Source organism: Paenirhizobium cremeum (genome assembly GCF_022884085.1).
GTDB classification, from domain to species: Bacteria; Pseudomonadota; Alphaproteobacteria; order Rhizobiales; family Rhizobiaceae; genus Allorhizobium; species Allorhizobium cremeum.
Window position 1 is genome coordinate 235945 of record NZ_JAGGCS010000008.1, and the last position, 21312, is coordinate 257256.

16 protein-coding genes are annotated in these 21312 nt (G+C 60.4%); 3 read left to right on the top strand and 13 right to left on the bottom strand.

What is annotated here, in order from left to right:
* Positions 1-42: 42 nt before the first annotated feature.
* From J5N58_RS16210 to J5N58_RS16275, 13 genes are all read right to left on the bottom strand, one after another.
* Complete coding sequence (locus J5N58_RS16210) at positions 43-1200, bottom strand: UDP-galactopyranose/dTDP-fucopyranose mutase family protein (RefSeq protein ID WP_113444258.1); 1158 nt, start codon at positions 1198-1200, stop codon at positions 43-45.
* A 35-nt stretch (positions 1201-1235) separates the two neighbouring features.
* Positions 1236-3284, bottom strand: a complete 2049-nt coding sequence (locus J5N58_RS16215) for an O-linked N-acetylglucosamine transferase, SPINDLY family protein (RefSeq protein ID WP_112829899.1) — start codon at positions 3282-3284, stop codon at positions 1236-1238.
* A gap of 224 nt (positions 3285-3508) precedes the next feature.
* The gene (locus J5N58_RS16220; protein WP_244711633.1) at positions 3509-4102 is read right to left on the bottom strand and encodes a biliverdin-producing heme oxygenase; all 594 of its coding nucleotides are present in this window, start codon (positions 4100-4102) and stop codon (positions 3509-3511) included.
* 61 nt (positions 4103-4163) lie between these two features.
* Positions 4164-5474, bottom strand: a complete 1311-nt coding sequence (locus J5N58_RS16225) for an HlyD family type I secretion periplasmic adaptor subunit (protein ID WP_112829869.1) — start codon at positions 5472-5474, stop codon at positions 4164-4166.
* On the bottom strand, positions 5461-7290 hold the full coding sequence (locus J5N58_RS16230) for a type I secretion system permease/ATPase (RefSeq protein ID WP_425314473.1): 1830 nt from the start codon (positions 7288-7290) through the stop codon (positions 5461-5463). Before J5N58_RS16230 ends, J5N58_RS16225 begins: the two co-directional genes overlap by 14 nt.
* A gap of 13 nt (positions 7291-7303) precedes the next feature.
* Complete coding sequence (locus J5N58_RS16235; protein ID WP_112829871.1) at positions 7304-8047, bottom strand: hypothetical protein; 744 nt, start codon at positions 8045-8047, stop codon at positions 7304-7306.
* 125 nt (positions 8048-8172) lie between these two features.
* Positions 8173-10971, bottom strand: a complete 2799-nt coding sequence (locus tag J5N58_RS16240; protein ID WP_244711635.1) for a TonB-dependent receptor — start codon at positions 10969-10971, stop codon at positions 8173-8175.
* Between the two features lie 135 nt (positions 10972-11106).
* The gene (locus tag J5N58_RS16245) at positions 11107-12186 is read right to left on the bottom strand and encodes a FecR family protein (RefSeq protein ID WP_244711637.1); all 1080 of its coding nucleotides are present in this window, start codon (positions 12184-12186) and stop codon (positions 11107-11109) included.
* A 45-nt stretch (positions 12187-12231) separates the two neighbouring features.
* Positions 12232-12774 (bottom strand): RNA polymerase sigma factor, encoded by a 543-nt coding sequence (locus tag J5N58_RS16250; RefSeq protein WP_162757484.1) that lies wholly within the window; start codon positions 12772-12774, stop codon positions 12232-12234.
* Between the two features lie 397 nt (positions 12775-13171).
* A complete protein-coding gene (locus J5N58_RS16255; protein ID WP_244711639.1) occupies positions 13172-14299 on the bottom strand; it encodes an NAD(P)/FAD-dependent oxidoreductase in 1128 nt (375 codons plus the stop codon).
* Between the two features lie 24 nt (positions 14300-14323).
* The gene (locus J5N58_RS16260; RefSeq protein WP_244711641.1) at positions 14324-14509 is read right to left on the bottom strand and encodes a hypothetical protein; all 186 of its coding nucleotides are present in this window, start codon (positions 14507-14509) and stop codon (positions 14324-14326) included.
* 86 nt (positions 14510-14595) lie between these two features.
* Positions 14596-16113: an amino acid ABC transporter permease/ATP-binding protein gene (locus tag J5N58_RS25975; protein WP_280519987.1), complete on the bottom strand. Its 1518-nt coding sequence runs from the start codon at positions 16111-16113 to the stop codon at positions 14596-14598.
* A 67-nt stretch (positions 16114-16180) separates the two neighbouring features.
* Complete coding sequence (locus J5N58_RS16275; protein ID WP_425314475.1) at positions 16181-16975, bottom strand: ABC transporter substrate-binding protein; 795 nt, start codon at positions 16973-16975, stop codon at positions 16181-16183.
* Between the two features lie 267 nt (positions 16976-17242).
* Between J5N58_RS16275 and J5N58_RS16280 the strand changes: the two genes are divergently transcribed.
* The 3 genes from J5N58_RS16280 to repB all read left to right on the top strand — a co-directional run bounded on the left by J5N58_RS16280 (position 17243) and on the right by repB (position 21030).
* On the top strand, positions 17243-18322 hold the full coding sequence (locus tag J5N58_RS16280) for a LacI family DNA-binding transcriptional regulator (RefSeq protein ID WP_113444266.1): 1080 nt from the start codon (positions 17243-17245) through the stop codon (positions 18320-18322).
* A 453-nt stretch (positions 18323-18775) separates the two neighbouring features.
* Positions 18776-19999, top strand: a complete 1224-nt coding sequence (gene repA / locus J5N58_RS16285) for a plasmid partitioning protein RepA (RefSeq protein WP_162708282.1) — start codon at positions 18776-18778, stop codon at positions 19997-19999.
* Entirely contained in the window at positions 19996-21030 is a 1035-nt protein-coding gene (gene repB / locus J5N58_RS16290) for a plasmid partitioning protein RepB (RefSeq protein WP_112829879.1), read from the top strand. Before repA ends, repB begins: the two co-directional genes overlap by 4 nt.
* The last annotated feature ends 282 nt before the right edge of the window (positions 21031-21312 follow it).

The following is a 21312-nucleotide window of genomic DNA, read 5'->3' on the forward strand; positions in this document are numbered from 1 at the left end:
GTTGATCCGGCACGGTTGCCATGCCCAACCCATGCGGATCGTTCAGATTGGCGAATGCAGGAATGCCGGCATCTTCGTTTCTCCGGGAGACTGGGAAAGATAAAGCCGCGCGGTATCCAGAGCCTCTCGAATCGTCACGTCCATATCGAGATAACGGTAGGTTCCCAGCCGTCCGACGAAGGTGACGGCATTTTCCTGCACGGCGCGCGCCACATATTGGGCGAGCTGTTCCTTCTCCTCCATCAGGCGGATCGGATAGTAAGGGATGTCGTCGGGACCGCAGGCGCGGGAAAATTCGCGATAGCAGACGGAACCGGCGTGCTCCTCCCATGGTGCGAAATGCTTGTGCTCGGTCACGCGGGTATAGGGCACGGAAACATCCCCGTAATTCATCACGGCGCAGCCCTGATAATCACCGTCATAGATGAAGCGCTCGAAGTCCAGTGTCCGATATCCCAGGCGGCCATATTCGAAATCGAAATAGCCGTCGATCGGACCCGAATAGAATACATGATCGAAGTCCGCTCCGAGATCCCGGTGAAACCTCGTCTCCAAGTGAACCCTGATGTTCGTATGGTCGAGGATCCGGCGGACCATCTCTGTGTAGCCGTTCTCCGGCATGCCCTGGTATTTATGGAAGAAATAGTTATCGTCGTAATTGAAGCGAACCGGCAGCCGTTTCAGGATGGAGGCGGGAAGTTCTGTCGGAGTGCAGCCCCACTGCTTCTGCGTATATCCCTCGAGGAAGGCTTCATAGAGGTCCTTGCCGACGAAGCGCAGGGCCTGTTCTTCGAAGGTTTTCGGATCTTCTATTGTCGTGTCGGCCAGTTCGGCGATGAAGGCGCGCGCTTCGTCCGGCCGGAAAGTCCTGCCGAAGAACTGGTTGATCGTGTGAAGATTGATCGGCAGGGAGAAAACCTGCCCCTTGCTGGTCGTCTTGACGCGGTTCTTGTAGGGCAGGAAGGTCTCGAAACGGTTCACGTAATCCCATACTTCCCGGTCGTCCGTATGGAAGATATGCGGCCCGTAAACATGAACCATGACGCCGGTTTCGCGGTCGCGCTCGGTATGGCAGTTCCCGGCGATATGGTTGCGCGTGTCGAAGACGTCGATCTCGCGGCCGGCCTCGGCAAGCATGCGTCCGATGACTGCTCCGGAAAGGCCGGCGCCGACCACTGCTATTCTTTCAGTTCGAGACATTGCGAACCCGCTCTTTCCGCTTGCTCCCGATCGTTTCATGACGCCGATGCGACTGGCGTAGTCCACAGGCGATTGTCGGCGGGAATCGGCGAGAAATCGTGCCATTCGGCCAGTTTTTCGAGGTAGCGCTGCCGGTAGGCGGCGTCCTCGCAAAAGACGGTGTTTTCCTGCACGAGTTCGGCGCCGATATCATAGTAGACGTCGAGATTGCGCAGGTCCGGCACGGGTGTTTCACCGCGCTCGCATTCCTCCTGCATTTGCCAGAAAAGTTCCTCTAGCCGGCGTGTTAGGGCTGGAATGTCACGCAATACGCTGGTCTCGCGTCCGGCCTGCAGAGCCCTTCTGATGCGGTCGAGGCTGCCGGGGTTCTTGGCGAAGCCGATGGCCTTTTCGACGTAGTTTTCCGGGCCCGTGCAGAGAAGTTCGGGAATGCCGGCGGCAATGACGATGCTGTGGCAAAAACGTGCCGCGAAGCTTTTTCCGGGAAAAGTGAGCACCGGCAGGCCCACGGTCAGGGCGTCTGCCGCCGTCGAATGCGCGCCGTAGGGGAAGGTGTCGAGGAAGAGATCGGCGACGGCGATGCGAGCAAGGTGTTTTGCATTCGGGGCCTTGGGCGCAAAAATGAGGCGCTCCGGCGCGACGCCGGCATTTTCCGCTGCCTTTCGCAGGCGCTGGTCCGCGCTGTCATTACCGCTCAGCAGCCAGAGAACACTGCCGGGTGTGGCCGCGAGGATCTTCATCCACTGGCCGAACGTATCCTCTGTGATCTTCTGCATGCCGTTGAAGCAGGCAAAGACGAAGGCGTTCTCGGGCAGGCCCGCTTCCGCACGGGACGGCTTTTCCGCGATCACTCTTTTGCGATCTATCGGCTGGCAGCAGGGGATCCGCAGGACCTTTTCCGAATAGTAGATTTCGTTTTCGGGCGGAACGATATGTTCGTCGGTAATCATGTATTGATGGAAGGGGCTCCCCATAGAGCCGGGATAGCCGCAAAAATTGACGCTCACCGGCGCCGGCCGATATGCGAAGATCTTCGTTCTTGCGTGCTTGGTGTAGCCATTGACGTCGATCAGGATATCGATGTCGTCGCCTGCAATCAGCCTGGCGGCATCCGCGTCGCCAAGCATGGCGATATCGCGCCAGCAATCGACGGCGCTCTTCATCCGCGCCTGGGTCGGATCGTTCGGCGCGGGATCGCCGCAATAATAGGCGTAGATTTCGACGCTTTCCTTGTCGTGCAGTTCCAGCACCTCGCGAAGTGCGAAACCGACAGCATGATCGCGCAGGTCCGACGATACATAGCCGATCCGCAAACGCTGGCCTGTCCCCACCTTCCGTTTCGGCGTCTTGCGCGGAAAACCGCTGATGTCAGGACGTCCCACGAAGGACTTGTTGTAGCGATAGGCTCGGGCGAGCTGGAACAGCGGGTCGTCGCAGTAGCAGGCAAGCGCCAGCGGCGACATGGAATCGATCAGCTGTCGTTTGGATACATGGTCGGACGAAACCAGGATCGGCCAGGTGCACAGGCGCTGCCGGAGCGCGCTCCAGTGCTGGCCGGCTTCGGTCTTGTCGGGCCGCAGTTCGATAGCCTGCCAGAGAGCCGTTTCCGCTTCTTCCAGCAGCCCGGCATTCTCCATGACCCGGCCGATATGCTGGAGCGCCATCAGCCGGTGTGAAATCCGGTCGGCCGAGCTTTCGGCGCTCAGTTCCACGAAGCTGCGCCACTGTTGGATGGCCTGGGTGGCGATGCCTGCATCCTCGAAGGCACGTCCTAGATTGATATGGGCCGGTCCGAACTTTGGATCGAGCTTCAGGCAGGCCCGCAGCGCATGAATGCATCCGGCGATGTCGCCGAGCTGGCGTAGCGTTACGGAATAATTGAAATAGACGAGATGAAGGAAGGGGTGACCTTCGTTGAAGGCGATCCAGCTTTTGTAGAGTTCCGCAGCCTCGGTCCTTTGACCGGCGGCGCTTCTGCTCTCAGCAAACTGGAACAGTTCCGTGAACGACAGCTTCTGGGTGCGGGCTAGCTCCAGCATGCCGGCGAGGGCCGGAACAGACTTCGAGGCCGATAGATCATTCATGATCCTGAACATCCCGTACATTGGCGGTCCGATGACCGGCGTTACAACTACGTGCGAAAGGCTGTTCGTAGTTAACCACGCTAGCTTGCCTTAGGCATGCCATCCGGCATCGGAAATGCCTGAGGAATGAAATCTCCACGGATGGGCCGGGCTTGGCCGCTCCCAATCTGCCAAAGGGGAATGTAAAACCATGCGACGCTGAGGAGATACGGACTGCGTCCGTACTACACGTGCGGCATTTCCCGCTCGACAAGATCGAGAACGAACGCGAAAGCCTGACGGGCACCCTCGACGGCGCGCTCATCCTCTTCCGGTGTCAGCGCGACCGCATCGAGTGCCGAGGTGAAGTTTCGCCAGTGCAGGCCGCGTCCATCTGCATGGCCGGCAAGATGGCGCGCACCGTACGCTTCGGAGAGGCCGAGCGTCTTGGTGGCGGTCTTCAACAGGATCGCCGCGCCAAGATTGGAGCCTTCGACGACATAAAGCCAGCCAAGTGCGGTGGGCACGTCCAGCGGTTCGTCTACCTCTGAAACAGGGCTCGGCAGTTTGCCGGTGATATCTTCGACATCCCTGCAGACGCGGTCGAGCCGGCGGCGAGAGGCGAGGCCGGGAAGCAGGGCTCCGAGCTGCGGATCGAGATAGAGGCACTCGACCCTGCCGTGGAGAGCATGCTGGACCTTGAGAAATGCAGCGTAGCGGTCAAGGTTGCCGAAGGGGTCCGCGCTCATGATCCGCTTGTCGAGCGTTTCGTGGGTGGCAATGGGTTCCATTGCGAAGGCGCAGGGCACGGCTGGGTTCGACAAGGGCGGCTTCAGCACTCATTTAAAATCCTCGAATGTGGGGTTTGTTATCGTTCGATCGGCGGGCGGCGTGGCTCAGTCATTCCTCGCGAAACGCTCTGTTGATCTGATCGCTGATCGGTTTGACGAGATAGGAAAGCGCCGTGCGGTCGCCGGTCTTTATCATCGCTTCTGCGGGCATCCCCGGCACAAGGGTCAGTCCCCCTAGCTTCTGCATCTCCTCGTGGCTGATGGAGAGACGCACGAGATAGTAGGTCAATCCGCTCTTCTCGTCGGTCGAAAGATCGGCGGCGACGCGATTGACATGGCCATTGAGTTCGGGCGTGGTCCGCTGGCTGAAGGCGGAAAGACGCAGGACGGCCTTCTGACCGGGTTGTACCTGATCGATATCCTTTGGCTGTATGCGCACGTCGAGCGCTAGGTCTTCCCCTTTCGGGACGATGAGCATGATCGGTTCACCCGGCGACACGACACCGCCGACGGTATGCACAACGAGTTGGTGCACCGTCCCCGATTGTGGTGCGACGATATCGATGCGCTTCAGCTCGTCCTCGGCTGCCGTCTTGCGCTCGATGAATTCACCGATCTGACCCTGGATCTCGCGCAGTTCCTGACTGACTTCCGTCTTGAGATCCTGCTCGATCTGCAGGATCTGCAGCCGGGTTTCAGTGATGCGACCCTGCGCCTGGGCCTGATAGGCGATCTTTTCACCACGCTCGCCGCCGAATGTGGCGGCCTGCGTTCGCAGGCTGTTCAGCCGCTGGACCGATACGACGCCCCTCTCCTGCAGGGTTTCCTGCGAGACGATCTCGGACTGCAGAACCCTGAGGCCATCGGCATAGGCGATTTCCTGTGCCTTCAGACCCTCGATCTCATGTTCGTACTGTGCGATGCGTTCGCCAAGTTGGGCCTTCTTGCCGGCACGCGCCTCCCTGCGGAACTCGAACAGCCTCGTCTCGCTGCGGATTGCAGATGCCACGTCCGGATTGTCGCGTCGGGCCAGCAACTGGTCGGGAAAATCGATCGCGTCGAGATCGTCGCGTTCGGCTTCAAGGCGCGCCAGACGGGCAGTCAACTCATCGAGGCGCTTAGTGACGATGGCGAGGCTGGCCCGGGTCTGGGTTGCGTCAAGGCGCATGACGACGTCCCCTGCCCGCACCTGCGCGCCTTCCTGCACAAGGATTTCTCCAACCACGCCGCCTTTGGGGTGCTGCACTTTCTTCACATAGGAATCGACGACAAACGAACCGGAAGCAACCACGGCGCCGGCGAGTTCGGTCGTTGCCGCCCACCCGCCGGCCCCACCGACAAGGACAAGGCCGAGCGCCAGCCCAGCCGCCAGGTGGCGGCGGATCGAACGGATGATCTGATTGTCATCAGCGGCGGCCATCGGGTTCCTCCTGTTCCTGCCCGGTCGGGGCTTCTTTCGCCGGCACGGGCCGGTTGGCGATCACACGCAGAGGCTTGAGCGCAGAGCCGGTTGCCGGAAAGCCCTTTGAGGGTGCGGGTGGCGTCTGCAGCACCTTCGCGAATACTTCGTCGCGTGGCCCGAACGCCGTCTGTCGACCGTTTTCCATCACCAGAACCTGATCGACCACGCCGAGCGCGCTGGGGCGGTGTGCGACCACGATCGCGATGCCGCCGCGGTTACGCACGCCGGCAATCGCCTGCACGACGGCGGCCTCGCCATCGGCATCAAGGTTGGCGTTCGGTTCATCGAGAACCACCAGAAAGGGATCGCGGAACAGCGCGCGGGCAAGGCCGATCCGCTGTCGTTGTCCGGCAGAAAGCGCCGACCCTCCCTCCCCGATGCGGGTCTCGTAGCCGTCATCGAACCGCAGGATGAGTTCCTGGGCACCTGCCGCCTTCGCTGCGGCGACGATGGCTTCCGGATCAGGTCTTTCCTCGAAGCGGGCGATGTTTTCGGCAATCGTGCCGTCGAAGAGCTCGACCCCCTGCGGCAGGTAGCCGATATGCCGTCCAAGCGCCTGCCTATCCCACTGATCGAGGCTTGCGCCGTCGAGGCGAACCTTGCCGGCTGCAGGAGACCATGCGCCGACGAGCGCGCGCGACAAGGTGGACTTGCCCGAACCGGAAGGCCCGATAATCCCGAGGGCGCTGCCGGCAATGATGGTGAAACCGACCTGGGCAACTGTCGGCTTGCGCTCGCCGGGCGGGAGTATGGTGACGGCTTCGACCCGCAACTCCTTCTCCGGCGCGGGCAAGGCGGTTACCGGCGGTTGGTCCGGAACCTTGGACAGCAATTCCTTGAGCCGAGGCCAGCCTTGCCGGGCCAGAAGAAACGATTTCCAGTTGGCTATGGCGAGATCGACAGGCGCAAGAGCCCGGCCCATCATGACGGAACTGGCGATAATGACGCCGCCCGTCGCCTTCTGCTCGACGACCAGCCATGCGCCGACCGCGAGTATCGCCGACTGGAGCATCACACGCATGGCTTTCGACAGTCCGCCCAAGCCTCCGGCGACATCGCCGGCCCGGCGGTTCGCCGCGAGATAGGCGTTGTTGGCAATGCGCCACCGGGTTGCCATCCGGCCTGCAAGCCCCATGGCGGCCACCACTTCGGCGTTGCGGCGGGTGCTTTCCAGAAGGGCGTTGCGGGCCATGTTCTGCGCGATAGTTTCGCTCACCCATTTCTGCGACAATGTGTTGGCAAGGATGGTCAGGAGCACGAGCAGGATTGCGCCGAAAAGCGCCGTCAGGCCGATCCATAGGTGGAAAAGAAAGCAGATGCCGAGATAAAGCGGTATCCACGGCAGATCGAAGAAGGCGGTCGGTCCCGTTCCAGACAGGAAGCCCCGCACGCTGTCGAGATCCCGCAAGGGTTGAAGCCCGTCGCCCGGCATGCGGGCGAGAAGCGGTAACCTGACGACGGCGTCATGGACGCGGCCGGAAAGCTTGTTGTCGAAGTGCTCCCCGATCCGCAGCAAAACCCGCGCCCGAAGGATGTCGAGCGCTGCCTGGAACAGATAGAGCCCGGCCGCCAGCACGGAGAGACCCACCAGCGTCGGTACGCTGCCGCTCGAAAGCACCCTGTCATAGACCTGCAGCATAAACAGGGGTGAGGTCAGCGCCAGGATATTGACGACACCACTGATGAGGGCAATCGCAAGAAGCGATTGCCTCAGCGGCGAGACGACCGCCGCTGTCAGGGACAGCGGCGGCGCATATGTCGGTTTCCTCAGCACGTCCGCGCCGTCATCACGCGGCCAGCGCCGGAGCGAAGATGAAGTCGCTCACGTCGAGAACGCTGGAACTGACACCGACCAGCGTGATGCCGACGGAAGCGTCTGTCAGCGAGCCGATAACGGCGTCGCCGTTCGTGTCATCGTACCAGTAGATGTCGGCGGTCGAGGTCACCCCCCATGCCGATACGTCCAGCGTATCCGTTCCGTCCTGATAGCCATAAGTGCCGGCAGGACCTGCCTTGACCGTGTCCACGCCGCCGGAAAAGACGAAGGTGTCCGCACCGGAGAAGCCGACGAGAACATTGGAGGCGGCGGTGTCTTCGATAACGGTGCCGACTTCGCCGAGGTAGTCGTAGAAGCTGGAAAGAGAACCGTTGACCGTCAGATCGTAGATCGCCCAATCGAACGAGTCCTGCCCGGCGCCGGGGATGGTGCTGTCGGGCGTGATGACGAGTTCGGCGGAGACGCTGAAGCCGCTGGCGTTGGACTGGCTGAAGCCGCTGCCGAGCGTGATGGTGTCGACCGTACCGGTCAGGTTGCCGCGTGCATACTGGACCTCGCCTTCGAGGTAGATGCCCTTGCTGCCGGCAGTGCCGTTGCCCCATTGCTCATAGGTCGTGCCAGCCACGGGGTTGGTCACAAGGCCCGCGCCCTCGTCCCAGAACGCGCCGTAGCTTGTCTGGAAACCGCTGGTCCAACTCGTCAGGTAAGCCTCCAGATTGGAAGAAGCCGAAGTGAGTTCAATGATTGCAGCCATTTGTCTGCTCCTCGGATGGGTGTTGCAAAATGCCGGATCTCAGCCCGGACAGTGCTCCCCGGGCAAAACCGAAACGGTTTCGGGGAGACTGCGTCGCATTGAAAAATCCTTGCCGGTTTCTTGCATCAGAACCTCATGTTGAGAGACGCCAGGAAGGTTCTTCCCGGCGCGGTGTAGGAACTGGTCGCCGGGATGTAATTGCGGTCCGTCACATTGTTGACGGCCAGTTTGAGCGTGGCGCTTTCGGTCAGCGCGTAGGAAGCGTAGATATCGGCCACGGTATAGGGATCGGAAATCTCCCTCAGGTTGCCGTCCTCGTCGAGGCTCCGGCTTTGGGTTGGCGTGACATGCGTCAGGCGACCTCCGATGGAGAGACGAGTTTCGAAGAACCTGAGGCCCGCGTCAAGAGTGACCTTGAATCTCGGGGCTACGGCACCCGAGGTCGCAAAGACCTCGCCGTCCGTCGTGATCGATCCATTGGAAAAGACCTGTGTCTTTTCGGGCCACTCCGTATCGAGGAATGTCATGGACCCGCCGAGCCAGAAACGATCGGTGTTGTAGTTTCCTTCTAGTTCGACGCCCCGCATGGTGGTGGTGCCGTCGTAATTGACGAAACCATAGTAGCTTCTGTCGGTTACCCCTGGAGTCAGGATGGAGCCGAGGACGATGTAATCATCCACTTCGCGGTAGAAGGCGGCAGCCTTCAGACGCAGCGAATCTCCATCCTGCAGAAGGTCGTCCAGCAGAATGTTGGCCCCGATTTCGGCCGTACGCGCCCGTTCCGGCTTCAGCCACTCATTGGGCGCAAAGACCGTGCCCGGTGCACCGTCACCGGGGGTACCTCCGGAGAAGAAGGTTTCGAGAATGGTCGGCGGACGGAAGCTGTGGGAATATGTGACGAAGGGACGGAACCAGTCGGCTGGCTTGAACTCGATGCTGGCCGAAGGCAGCCAGGCATCGTCGGTACGGTCTATTTCGACATCGTATGAGGGATAGACTGTCACAGGGTTGTGCTGGGTTGCGGACGGCCCCGTACCAGCCATGCATCGCGAAGCGAAGCTGTTGGGCCAGAGGACGTTTATGAATATCGCCCGAGGAGGAGGATTACTGCTGCCAACCGCTATTACGCTATCGTAATACTGTGCCGCGGTGTAATGGTTGGAAAGTGGGTCACAGGGCACTTCTATGACTTCGGTATAAGAATAGCGATTGTAATAGGTCGACGTTCCCTTCAGCCGCGACCAGTCATAACGCAGCCCTGCGCGCAAGGTGACCCAGTCCGCCGGCTCCAGCGCCCCGTTGATGAAGAAGCTTGCCATATCGCGCCGACCGTCCGGGCTGAAGGACGTATAGTTGCTGGCCCAATCGGGATTGAGATCGATGGTCGCGCTCGACGCGCTGGAGGTTGTTATATCGCGAAAAGCCTCGGCACCGTAATTGACGCTGAGCGCCCCAGCAGGGGTATCGAAGCGACTGGTATTTTCCAGTGAACCGCCGAAACTTTTCATCCCTGCGTCGATGAAAGTGTCGGGCGTGCCGTTATCTCGTGCCTCCCGCATCTCGTTGTTCATGGCGTCGTTGAACCAGAATCGGCCGGTGAAATCGATCAGGTCGCTTTCCGGATCCCATTTGAGTTCCGCCGAAACGCTGTCATTGCGCACGTCTTCGAAATTGCGGCTGGTGCCGCCGGACGAACCGTAAAGGAACTCGTTTTCCTGATGCATCCAGGAAAGGGATGTCTGGACATCTCCGAAATCGCCCTCGAGCTTGACCAGCGACGACCAGCTTTCGCGGCCTAGCTGGTTCCTCATCGTTTCTTCCGTCGTCGTCGAATCCCCGTTTGCGCCGATTTCGTATTCGCCGAGCCTGGTGCGACTGTAGCCTCCGGTCACGGAAAACGGTGTATCGCCAAGGCGGGCTGCTCCGAGGATAGAACCTTGAAAATCATAGGCATTGTCGCCGCGCGCGGCGTTCAGCTCGATGCCCCAGTTCTTGCCGTCTCTGATTAGATCATCCGCACCCACCGTGCGGAAATCAACCGAACCGCCGAGCGAACCGACATTGCCCGACGAAGCGTCGGTGCTCTTTTCCACCTCGACCGAACGGATGAAGGCTGTGTCGACATAGGCCTGCCCCGCATCCGACTGATAGCCGCCGTCGCTTCCACCGAAGCCCAGACCGCGCTGGGCGTTCTGCCGGGCACCGTCGATCGAGACCACGACGCGCCCAGCATCCTGGAGACCTCGGATGTTGGGAGATACTGTCGGGAAGCTGCCATTGCCCTCCCCCGCATAGACGCCGGAAATGTTGTTGAAGAGATCCCGCGTGTTGCGGCCCCCGCTACCCTGGATAGCCTCGCGTGAAACGACGCTGACCGACGCCGGCTCCTGATAGACCCAGTCGGGCGTGCCCTGATAGCCTGAGCCCGTCGCGACATAGCGTCCGGTCTTTCCGGAAATGACGATCGGCTCAAGGACCGTGTCGTCACCCGTGTCGATCGCACCTGCGCCGGCATCGTTCGCGGTCTGGGGCGCAGTTATGATGACCGTGCCTTCAGATGTGATGCGATAGGACACACCCGTTCCCTGCGTCAGGCGTGCAAGAGCCTGTTGGGGTGTGAAGACCCCGACCACCGCGTTCGACCGTAACCCCCTGGGAACCTCTGTTGGAAAGGCCACCTGCAGGCCGGACTGCCGTCCGAATTGCGTTAGCGCGCCGGTCAGCGGCTGGGCCAGAATATTGAAGGAACGGACGCCAGGCTGTGTCGGGATCTGTGGCTCTGCAGTCTGTGCCAAAGATGTTCCGGCAAGAAAGACCGGTGCGCCTGTTAGCGCACACACCGCTACGCCGACAAGCAACCGGGCAGTCCCCGATGCCAGCGCCCTGCCCGCCGTCAACCCCTTTACCCTACCCCCAATACGCATTCTGCTTTCCGTCTCCGATCATGCCCGCGGGACGTCATGTCCAGCGCTTCCATGAGTAGAGACGAGCGGCACAGAAAAATTGCCAAAAAGACTCAAGTTTTTCTGAAATTTTTGCGCGATTGCTTCTGCAACCGATCAGAAGCCTGAAATCACGCGAGAAAACGGCGTTATGGCGCGCACCTTGCCGCCGAAGGGGCCGACGATCGCGGCAAGTGCCTTGTCCGGATTGGCAAGGTCGAAGAGACCGCTGATCCTGCGTTCGGCAAGTTCACTGTCTGGCATGACAATCCAGGCGGTGTGGTAGCGCTGGACGGTCTCGATCGCTTCCCGGACGGTCACTCCTTCGAGCAGGATCTTTCCGTCCCGCCACGCGCCGATATCCTCAAGGGCAATATCCTTGACCCTGACCTTGCCGTCGGTGTGATCGATGACCGCAACCTGGCCGGGGTGGAGAACAACGGGTGCGTCATCGCTTTCCGTCATCTCTGCGCTGATCGAGCCCCGCAACAGGGCGACCGTGGTGGAGGCACTGGAGACCTCGACATCGAAGGCGGTTCCCAGCACCGTCACTTCGATGCCGTCGGCATCGACCCGAAACGGCCGTCCCTCGTCGTGGGCGACATCAAAGAAGGCTGCGCCCGCAAGCAGCCTGACGCGACGTTCCGCGGATACGATCTGCGTGGAAATGGCGCTGCTGCCGCTGAGTTCAACCGTCGAGCCATCCTCCAAGCGGACGAGTTCCGTCTGGCCCGCCGCCGTGCGGTAATCGGAACGCCAGTCGATCAGCATCACCGGCACGAACACCCAGAGAAGACAGATGGCAGCAAGAACGGAAGCGGCAAGGACAAACGGCCGGCGCAGCCGCCGCCGGGCAATTCCATGCGAACGACGCGAGGGTGAACGCGCCGCATCAGGCGCAGCAGCGGCCCAGTTTCTGTCGGCATAGGCGGGCTGCGCCGCGCCGAGAACGTTCCAGGCCTGATTGACACTCGCCCAGGCGGATCGATGATCTGGCGACGTGGACACCCAGGCATCGAACTCGAGCCGTAAGGGGGAATCTTCCGGAAGGCCGCGCAGCCGGAGGATCCAGCGCGTCGCCTCGCCGAGCAGTTCCCTTTCTGTCTTTGCCTTGCTGCCCAACGTCGTTTCCTTTGCAGGCTCCTTCAGTTCTTCCTGTGGCCAGAGCGAACAATCGAGCCGATGTTCCTGTTTCATCTTCCGCGCCTGCGCGAAAAGGCGGCGAACTCGGTGCTCATCATATTAGGGTTTTCTCCCCGCAGGAGGAAGATCGTCGGTATCCTGCCGCAGGCGGGTGGTAACCGCGATCATCGCGTCCTCCACCAGTCGGTAGGCCGTGCGCAGCGACACTCCCAGGTGCGCTGCAACGTCCTCGACGGAGTATCCGCCGAACCTGACCATCTCCAATGCAATACGCTGCTTCTCCGGCAGGCTGGCGATCATATCCATGGCGCGGCGCATACTCTCACAGAATAGAATGGATTCCTCCGGCGTCGGAATGGCCTGCGGCGCCGCCCAGTCCGGCGCATCCTGCTCGCTCTGCCTCGCCTCGAGTTTCCGCCGGCGATGTCGGTCGATCACCAGATTACGGACGATGCGAAACAGATAGGACCTCGGCGGCAAGGCTCTGTCATTACTCGTCGTCGCCGGCAGGAACCGCAGGAACGCTTCCTGCACGATGTCTTCGGCGCCATCGCGCGTACCGAGCAGACGGCTGGCGTAGTCGATGAGTACAGGACGATGCGTCGTGTACAAGCCGAAGCGAAGGTCGGGCCGTTCGTTCATCCGGCGTTTTCCCGAACAGCACTCAAACGCGCCTTCCTATCCAACGAAGTCCGATGCCGCTCCCAAACATGGAGAGGCATCTGTTCCATACCGAATGTCTACCCTGCTGGACCTCGCCTCTCGCATGCCGCAGGTTTTTCCGTGCCGCAAACGCATAGGCGGCGCAAAATTTCTTGGCAATACCAAGCATTTACACCGCTGCTTCGGAGCTCGACGGGCGTGGGCGCGATAAAAGTAGAGTTATTTAATCATATTTATCAACGCATTCGGCGATTGAAAGTACCGTCCGTTCGCAGAAAATGCGCTTCCCTTTGGCTGGCAAGGACTGCGATCAATTTTTCGTGATTGGAAGGCGAGGCCGGGCGGGAGGGAGAGCGACCGGCGCTTCGCTCCGCAGTCAGGCCGTGCTGGCAAAGCGTTCCGGCCGGAACGTGGCGAGCATCGGATGGCGGGCACCGGTTGCCATTTCATAGGCCATGAGTTCGCCGGCAATCAGGCCGAGTGTCGCGCCGCTATGGCTGAAGGCCACGAAGCAACCGGGAACGCCCTGCAGTTCTCCGAGTACCGGTTCCCCGTCCCCCGGGATGGGCTTCGGACCTGCGCCATAGGAGACGACCTCCAGAACCGGATTGCCTTCCATGACTCTCGATGCTTCGTCGAGCAAGCCCTGCAATGTCTCGGCCTTCACTGCAAAGGATCCGTCCGCCCTGACCTCGACCTCTTCGGCCGCCCAGTCCGCATCGAGCGAGAAGGTACCGTTCGGCGCCGGACGGATTGCGACGCGGGGGGTGTTCAGGACGGCGCGAAGCGGGTGGTCGAGCGGTTTGGTCTGGATGAGCAGGGCAATCGGCGTTCCATCGCCGATAGTCACCCCGATATCGGAGGCCATGCGTGGAACCGCCGGGCCTGTTGCGATCAGCACGGCGTCCGCTTCGAACCGCTTGCCGGAAGCCGTGACGGCCCCGATGGCGCGACCTCCTTCCACCTGCGGCGACGCCGCACCCTGATCCGTGACCAGAACACCGCCGAGCGCCGAAAACTCCTTGAGGAGATAATCGATCAGCATGGGCAGATCGACCCAGCCTTCACCGGGGTTGAAAATTGCTCCCTGCGGGGTGATCGCCCGGCCGTCGATGCCGGGAGTGATCTTGGCGATCTCCGAACCCTGCACATGCAGCGCATCATAGGCCAGCGATATCTCGTGACGATAGGCAGCGTCGATCTCGTTGCCGGCATTGTCTGCATCCCAGGTGAGGCCGCCCTCGAAGCGCAGCCAGTCCACATCGGGCAGCTTTGCCGACAGCGTGCGGTAGCGGTCGATACCCGCCATGCGCAGGCGATGATATTCCTCCGAGCGTATGCGGGCCGAGTTGAGCCAGGAAAGGGAGCGCCCGGATGCACCATTGGCCGGAGAGCCATCGTTGATGATGGTTACCTTCACCCCGCGGCGAATAAGCTGGGTCGCCGTGGAGACACCGAAAATGCCGGCGCCGATGATGATTGCAGAGGAGATCTTGTTTGTCATGGTCTTGTCTTTTCGTCTGTCGGATCAAAATGTGGTTGGATGTAATAAGGGAGTTTCCCAAAGCCCGGTCCGCGCCGAGCGGAACAGGGCGTCAATCGCCTTCATGCTGGCGACGGCATCATCAAGGCCGGTTTCCAAGAGTTCGCCCGTGAGGACGGCATGCGCAAAGGCATCCGCCTGAAGGCGATACTGGTCGACAGGCTCGATCAAGATTTCCTTCCGCCCGCCGCCGGTAAGATCCCGGTCCCCATCTTATCGTCTGCGTCACTTCGCACCTTCTTTCATGCAGATACGGGTCAGAGCACTTCCGCCAGGAAGCGCTGGAGGCGCGGGCTCTGCGGACGGTCGAAGATCGCTTCGGGCGTTCCTGCCTCCACGACGCGGCCCTCGTCCATGAACACGACCTGATCGGCCACGCGCCGTGCAAAGCCCATTTCATGCGTGACGACCACCATCGTCATGCCATGCTTGCCGAGATCGGCCATCAGGTTGAGGACACCCTTCACCAGCTCGGGGTCGAGCGCGCTCGTTACCTCGTCGAAGAGAATAACCTCGGGCTCCATGGCGAGCGCCCGGGCAATCGCCACGCGCTGTTGCTGACCGCCCGACAAGCCGCTGGGGCGATGATGCTGGCGGCTTGCCAGGCCGACATCCGCCAGCCTTGCCTTGGCGATGCGCTCGGCTTCTTCCTTCGGCAGTCCCTTGATCTTGGTCAGCGACAGCATGACGTTCTCGAGCGCCGTATGGTCCGGGAAGAGATTGAAATGCTGGAATACCATGCCGACCCGGCGGCGGAGCTTTTCGGGCTTCATGGCAAGAATGCTGTCGTCATCCAGCAACACGTCGCCGGCTTTCGGCTCGACCAGACGGTTGAGGCAGCGCAGCAGCGTCGACTTACCCGACCCGGAGGGTCCAATGATGCAGGTGACAGAACCCGGGCGCACCGAAAGGTCCACTCCCTTCAGCACATCCAGCTCGCCATAGGCCATGCCGAGGTTCCTCACATCGAGGCTGCCGCCCTTGAAGCCCGCTCCCGGCTTCTGATCCATGTGTTTTGCGCCGTCGAGCTCATCCACCTCTTCGAGACCGCTTGCGATGCCGGCCGGTTTCTGCTTGCCGAGCCTCAGGCGCGTGTCGATCATGTTGACGACATGGGTCAGCGGCACGGTGATGACGAGATAGAATATCCCCGCGAGCAGAAGCGGCGAGAGATTGCCGGTGACGACCGCCTGATCCTGACCGACGCGAAAGATCTCACGCTCGGAGGCCAGGAGGCCGAGAAAGTAGACGAGGCTCGAATCCTTGACGTTGCCGATGAACTGGTTGACCAGCGCCGGCAGCACCCGTCGCACTCCCTGGGGCACCACGATCAGCCGCATGCCCTGAGCATAGCTCATGCTCAGCGCGCGGCAGGCTTCCATCTGGCCGCGATCGACGCTTTGAATACCGGAACGGAAGATCTCGCCGATATAGGCGCCCGCAATCAGGCTGAGTGCCATGATCCCGAGCGGATAGGGTGACGGGCCGAAAAGTTCGCGGCCGATCCGGGCGAAGCCCTGCCCTATCAAGAGGATCGTGACGATCGCCGGCAGTCCGCGGAAAATGTCGGTATAGATGCGCGCTGGAATGCGCAGCCACGGCGATCGGGAAATCCCCATGATCGCCAGTACCATGCCGATGACCACACCGAAGACGGTGGAAGCGGCGGCGAGGATCAGGGTGTTTTTCAGGCCGACCGCAATCATCGTCGGCAGCACCTCGGCCATCGCGTTCCAGTCGAGGAAACTGCGACGCAGATTTTCAAGCCAGTTCATCAAGCTCTTCCTTGAAATGCGGGGCCCGGCGGCATGCCGCCGGGCCGAACGGGATCACCTGGCGATATCACTTGGGAAGATATTCGGCCGGCATCGGCGAGCCGGGGAACCATTTCTCGTAGAGGGTCTTCCAGGTTCCGTCCTGCATGGCTTCATGCAGCCCCTTGTTCAGAGCTTCGCGGAAGGCGTCGTTGCCCTTTCGGATCACGAAACCGGCCGGTGCGTCGAAGCTTGGAATGTTGATGGTGACCTTCAGATCCGTGTGGCGGGCGGTATAATCCTTTGCTGCCTCGTAATCGAGGAAGTGAGCATCGATCGTGCCATTGTTGAGTGCGACGACTGCGGAGTTGTTGTCGGGAAACTTGACCAGATCGGCGCCGCTGAAGTTCTTCTCGGCATAGATCTCCTGCAGGGTGCCCTGCACGACGCCGAGGCGCTTGCCTTTCAGGCCTTCGGCGTTGGTGATCTTCGCATCCGGCGTCAGCACCGAGAGATAGCCCGCGAGATAGCCGTCAGAGAAATCGACGGTCTGCTTGCGTTTCTCGGTCGTGCCGATAGCCGCAACCGCAACGTCGAAACGGCCGTTCGCGACGGAGGGCATCAAGGCCGAGAACTCTTGACCGGTGAACACGACCTGATCCTTCTTGTAGCCAATGCGCTCTGCAACGTTCAGGAACAGTTCGATGTCAAAGCCGGTAAAATTGCCGTCGGCGGTGGTGAAGGTATAGGGCTTGGCATCGCCCATCGTGCCGACGCTGATGATGTTCGGGTCGATCAATCCGTAGGGATTGTCTTCCGCAAGCGCCGCCGTGGCTGTGACGCCGGTAAAGGAGAGAGCCAGCGCGAGCACGGCAGCCCGCATTCGGCCTATGGAATAAGACTTCGCTTCGAGGAATTTCATGGGTTCGTTCTCCTGCTCTGGTGGTCTCGTTTGCGACGTTTTCAAGCGCAAGGGTCCCGTCCGGACGGCAGCCGAAGACACCGTCCGGCCCATACTCGTCGCATATGCCGGGATTCACGATTTTTTGTGAGACCGGTCTCTTTATGTTGTGAGACCGGTCTCTTTTGATTTTGACAATTGTTATATTCGCATTTGCCAGCCGTCAACATCTCTTGTAAGGCTAATGTCATGGAACAGAGCCCCGCCAGATCTTCCTCGGTTACGGTAGCCGACGTCGCCCGCGAGGCTGGCGTCTCCAAAGCAACAGCGGCCCGCGTTCTGGGAGGTTATGGCACGGTTAGTGCCAAGGTCCGCGACGCGGTGAAGGCGGCAGCCAGCGCGCTGGATTATCGCCCCAACGAACTCGCCCGCTCCATGACCACCGGACGATCGGGAACCATCGGCGTCGTCGTCGGCGATATCGAGAACCCCTTCTTCAGCCTTGCCGTGCGGGGCATTACCGATGTCGCCCGCCTTGCTGGTTTCAACGTCATCCTGTCCAACTCCGGGGAGGACGTCGCCGCGGAAAAGGCGGCAATTCGCACGCTGGTTGCCAAGCGCGTCGACGGGCTCATCGTCTCACCGGCGAAGGAGGGTGATGTGGAGCACCTGAAGGACATCGAGCGCTCGGGCCGTCCTCTCGCACTGCTGGATCGCTCCGCGCGATCGTTGAACGTCGACACCGTCATCGCCGATGACAAGCATGCTGCGGAAAGCGTGACGAGGCTGCTGATTGCACAGGGTCACCGGCGCATTGCCTATGTGACCGCTTGCGATACCGCCGATCATGTTTTTCGCACGCCGGAGGATATCTACACGGACTCTGTGCGGCGACGCATCGAGGGCCATCTGGGTGCATGCCGCGAAGCGTCGCTGGAAGGCGTGGAACAATGGGTGTGTGTTGGCGCCAACAGGCCGGAGGCAACGCGGCAGATCGTCATGGGCATGTTCCGTTCGACGGAGCGTCCGACTGCAATTATCGCCTCCGACAGTGTGATCGGCCTGGAGGTCTTCAGGGTCACGCGTGAGTTGGGCCTCATCCTTCCGGATGATCTCTCCCTGGTGTCCTTCCATGATGCGGACTGGACCTCGGTGACCTCTCCACCGGTGACGGTGGTACAGCAGCCGGTTTATCAACTGGGCGAGGCTGCAGCGAGGCTGCTTGTGGGACGTCTGAAAGGCGAAACCGGTGAGGGCCGCAGGGTTGTGCTCGACACCCGATTGATCGAGCGGGCCTCCGTCGGTCCCGCCCCCTCCCCTGCCTCATAACCGAGGGTTTCGCGCGTTATCAGTGTCGCCGTTCGTTGCCATCCGACATATGGCGGCGGAGATCGTTCTCGTTCTTCACGAGGGAGGGCTCAGCGAGGCGTTTTCCTGCATCCATAAGAGGTGGATTATCCCTGCGTCGATTGGGATGTGAGTCGCACGCACCTCCCGAGCGATTCTGGTTAGACTGGCCGAAAACGCGGCGTTGGATGCAGCTTATGGCATTTTAAAGCGGCGGGGTCGTGTGGAACTGGCCGGAGTTCCAAACAGCGCCGCAACGGGGCTAAATGGCTGTAATTGTGTTTCCAATGGCCGGTTTGAGTCGGCATTTCGCCTGTGGAGGGCGAAGAAATTAGGGAGGCGTTAACCCTATTTCGCTTGCGGCGAACTGAGAATCGTGTCCTTGCTTGGCGAGTAATGGCCGACAAAACGCATTTTGGCCGCCAAGAGGGACCCATGGCGCTAAACACTCAGATCAGACGGGAAATCTCCGGGCAGGAAGATACCGCCGAGAAGATCGTCAGACACGCAAGCATGCTGTCAAATCAGTTGCAGCAGCTTCGTGCCCGCATGTACCCTCCCCGTTCGGAAAAAACGCTGCGGTACTTTCTGACGAACGAAGTTTCCAAACTCACATCCATACCGGATTCGACGCTCAAGCTGATGTCGATCGAGGGGCGTGGGCCGGTGCCCAGCAGGCTTGAAAACAATCATCGCGCCTATACCCTGGCGCAGATCAACGAATTGCGTGCGTTCTTCGCTGAGCAGAAGCCAGCGGAAGCCCTGCGCTTCCTTCCCCATCGCCGCCCCGGCGAGCATCTTCAGATCCTTGCTGTTTCGAATTTCAAGGGCGGAAGCGCCAAGACGACGACAAGCATACATCTGGCGCATTACCTCGCGCTGCATGGCTATCGGGTGCTGACGATCGATCTTGATCCTCAGGCCTCCCTGTCGGCAATGTTCGGTGCCCAGCCGGAGGTCGATGTCGGATCGAACGAGACGATTTATGCCGCGCTTCGCTATGACGAAAGGCGGCGCCCGATCGGCGAAATCATCCGCAAGACCTATTTTGAAGGAATTGACCTAATCCCCGGCAATCTGGAGGTCATGGAATATGAGCATGATACCCCGCGGGTTCTGTCTCAGGGTGGTGGCCGGGCCGGCGGAATATTCTTCGAGCGCTTGAAACTTGCGCTCGGAGATGTCGAGGGGAAATATGATGTTGTCATTCTCGATACGCCGCCGTCCCTGGGCTTTTTGACGCTCGCGGCCATTTACGCTGCGACCGGAATGATCGTGACCGTTCATCCAGCGATGCTCGACGTTTCCTCCATGAGCCAGTTTCTGCTGATGATGGGGGATCTGGTCCAGGTTCTGAACGAGAACGGCGCCGAATTGAAGCAGGACTTCTTCAAGTATCTGGTGACCCGACACGATCCCAACGATCAGCCGCAGTCGCAGATCGTCGCCATGCTCAGGCATTTGTTCGGAGACGATGTTCTGCTGCCGACTGCGGTCGAGAGCACGGCCATTGAGGCGGCGGGGCTTGCCAAGCGCAGTCTCTATGAACTCGAGATGGGCCAGGTCGGCCGGGATACCCATAAGCGGGCACGGGAAGCCATGGATTCCGTCAACGAGGCGATCCTTGAGTTGGTTCGATCGAGTTGGGGTAGAGCATGAGCAAGAAATCCATCACGGCAAGTTTCGGATTGCTGGCGGCGGGAATCGACGCCAATGAGGCGGCTGATGTGACACCGGCGACCGTTCCGGCGACACCCCGCCCCTCGCCGCTTCCGCGCGTCGGCGCGGGCGTGATTGGGGCTGCCGATCGATCGATCGGTGCGTTGCGCGCCGAGCATGATCGTCTCGCGGCACTGCTCGCCTCGGGCGGTGGTGCATCGAGCGAGCTGGATCCGGCGCTGGTGGACCCCTCGCCTTTTCCGGATCGTTTGCCGGATGATGGCGATGCGGGTTATCTCGAATTCAGACAGACGATCGAAACCGAAGGACAGCGTGTCCCGATCCAAGTGCGTCCGCATCCGAACGAGGCCGGACGTTACCAGGTGGTCTACGGCCATAGGCGTTTGCGGGCAGCGAAAGAACTCAGCCGTCCCGTCAAGGCTATCGTCGTTGAAATGTCCGACCGCGAAATGGTTGTTTCGCAGGGACTTGAGAACGCATCGAGGCAGGATCTGACATGGATCGAGCGAACGCTGTTTGCTCGCCGCATGGATGATGCAGGCCTGAAGGCGCGAGATATCCGTTCTGCTCTGTCGATCGACGATCCGGAGCTGGCGAGGATGCGTTCCGTTTACAGGGCGGTTCCGTTGGAGCTAATCGAGCGTATAGGTCGCGCGCCCAAAGTCGGACGTCCGCGTTGGGTGGATTTTTCCAGACGATTTTCACTGGTGTCCAATTCGGAGGAACGTGTTCTCAAAACCTTGTCAGCTGACAAGGTTTTGAAACTTTCTTCCGATGAACGCTTCCGTTTGGCGTTTGATGCCCTGAAGGCCTCGAATGCGAGCAATGGAGAAGCCGATAGCCTGGATCTGATCGAGCCTGGCGGAGAGCCCCTCGGCGTGTTGAAGGTCTCAGACAAAGGACTGCGGCTCATCGCGTCCACAGCGCGCGGGCGGTCCTTCTCGGCCTTTCTACAGGCGGAAATGCCACGCCTTATTGAGCGTTTTGTTGAAGAAGACGGCCAAGGCTAACGATAAACCTTGTCAGCTGACAAGGTTCTGCAGCGGTAACTAGAACAGAAACTGGACGTGAAAGGATAGCTATTGCGGTAAAACGAAAGGCCCCCAAGCGGCGAACCAACCTGAGAGCCTTTGTATCTTGTAGCGAAGACACCAATAGCTCCCACCGAATCACCTGTCAAGTCGGAACGCCATTTTGGTGAGCATTTTCGTATTGCCTACAGCTTGGAGGCTACGAAATGGAGAGAAGCAGTATAACGACACCGTTTGGTGGTCGAGGTGTTACGCTTGCGC

Bases quoted from the DNA above. Each gene is read 5' to 3' on its own strand.
- J5N58_RS16280 (WP_113444266.1), top strand. From the start codon at position 17,243: ATGGAACAGAGCCCCGCCAGATCTTCCTCGGTTACGGTAGCCGACGTC.
- J5N58_RS16210 (WP_113444258.1), bottom strand. From the start codon at position 1,200: ATGTCTCGAACTGAAAGAATAGCAGTGGTCGGCGCCGGCCTTTCCGGA.
- J5N58_RS25975 (WP_280519987.1), bottom strand. From the start codon at position 16,113: ATGAACTGGCTTGAAAATCTGCGTCGCAGTTTCCTCGACTGGAACGCG.
- J5N58_RS16215 (WP_112829899.1), bottom strand. From the start codon at position 3,284: ATGAATGATCTATCGGCCTCGAAGTCTGTTCCGGCCCTCGCCGGCATG.
- J5N58_RS16275 (WP_425314475.1), bottom strand. From the start codon at position 16,975: ATGCGGGCTGCCGTGCTCGCGCTGGCTCTCTCCTTTACCGGCGTCACA.
- J5N58_RS16250 (WP_162757484.1), bottom strand. From the start codon at position 12,774: ATGAACGAACGGCCCGACCTTCGCTTCGGCTTGTACACGACGCATCGT.
- J5N58_RS16255 (WP_244711639.1), bottom strand. From the start codon at position 14,299: ATGACAAACAAGATCTCCTCTGCAATCATCATCGGCGCCGGCATTTTC.
- J5N58_RS16240 (WP_244711635.1), bottom strand. From the start codon at position 10,971: ATGCGTATTGGGGGTAGGGTAAAGGGGTTGACGGCGGGCAGGGCGCTG.
- repB (WP_112829879.1), top strand. From the start codon at position 19,996: ATGAGCAAGAAATCCATCACGGCAAGTTTCGGATTGCTGGCGGCGGGA.
- repA (WP_162708282.1), top strand. From the start codon at position 18,776: ATGGCGCTAAACACTCAGATCAGACGGGAAATCTCCGGGCAGGAAGAT.
- J5N58_RS16235 (WP_112829871.1), bottom strand. From the start codon at position 8,047: ATGGCTGCAATCATTGAACTCACTTCGGCTTCTTCCAATCTGGAGGCT.
- J5N58_RS16225 (WP_112829869.1), bottom strand. From the start codon at position 5,474: ATGGCCGCCGCTGATGACAATCAGATCATCCGTTCGATCCGCCGCCAC.
- J5N58_RS16245 (WP_244711637.1), bottom strand. From the start codon at position 12,186: ATGAAACAGGAACATCGGCTCGATTGTTCGCTCTGGCCACAGGAAGAA.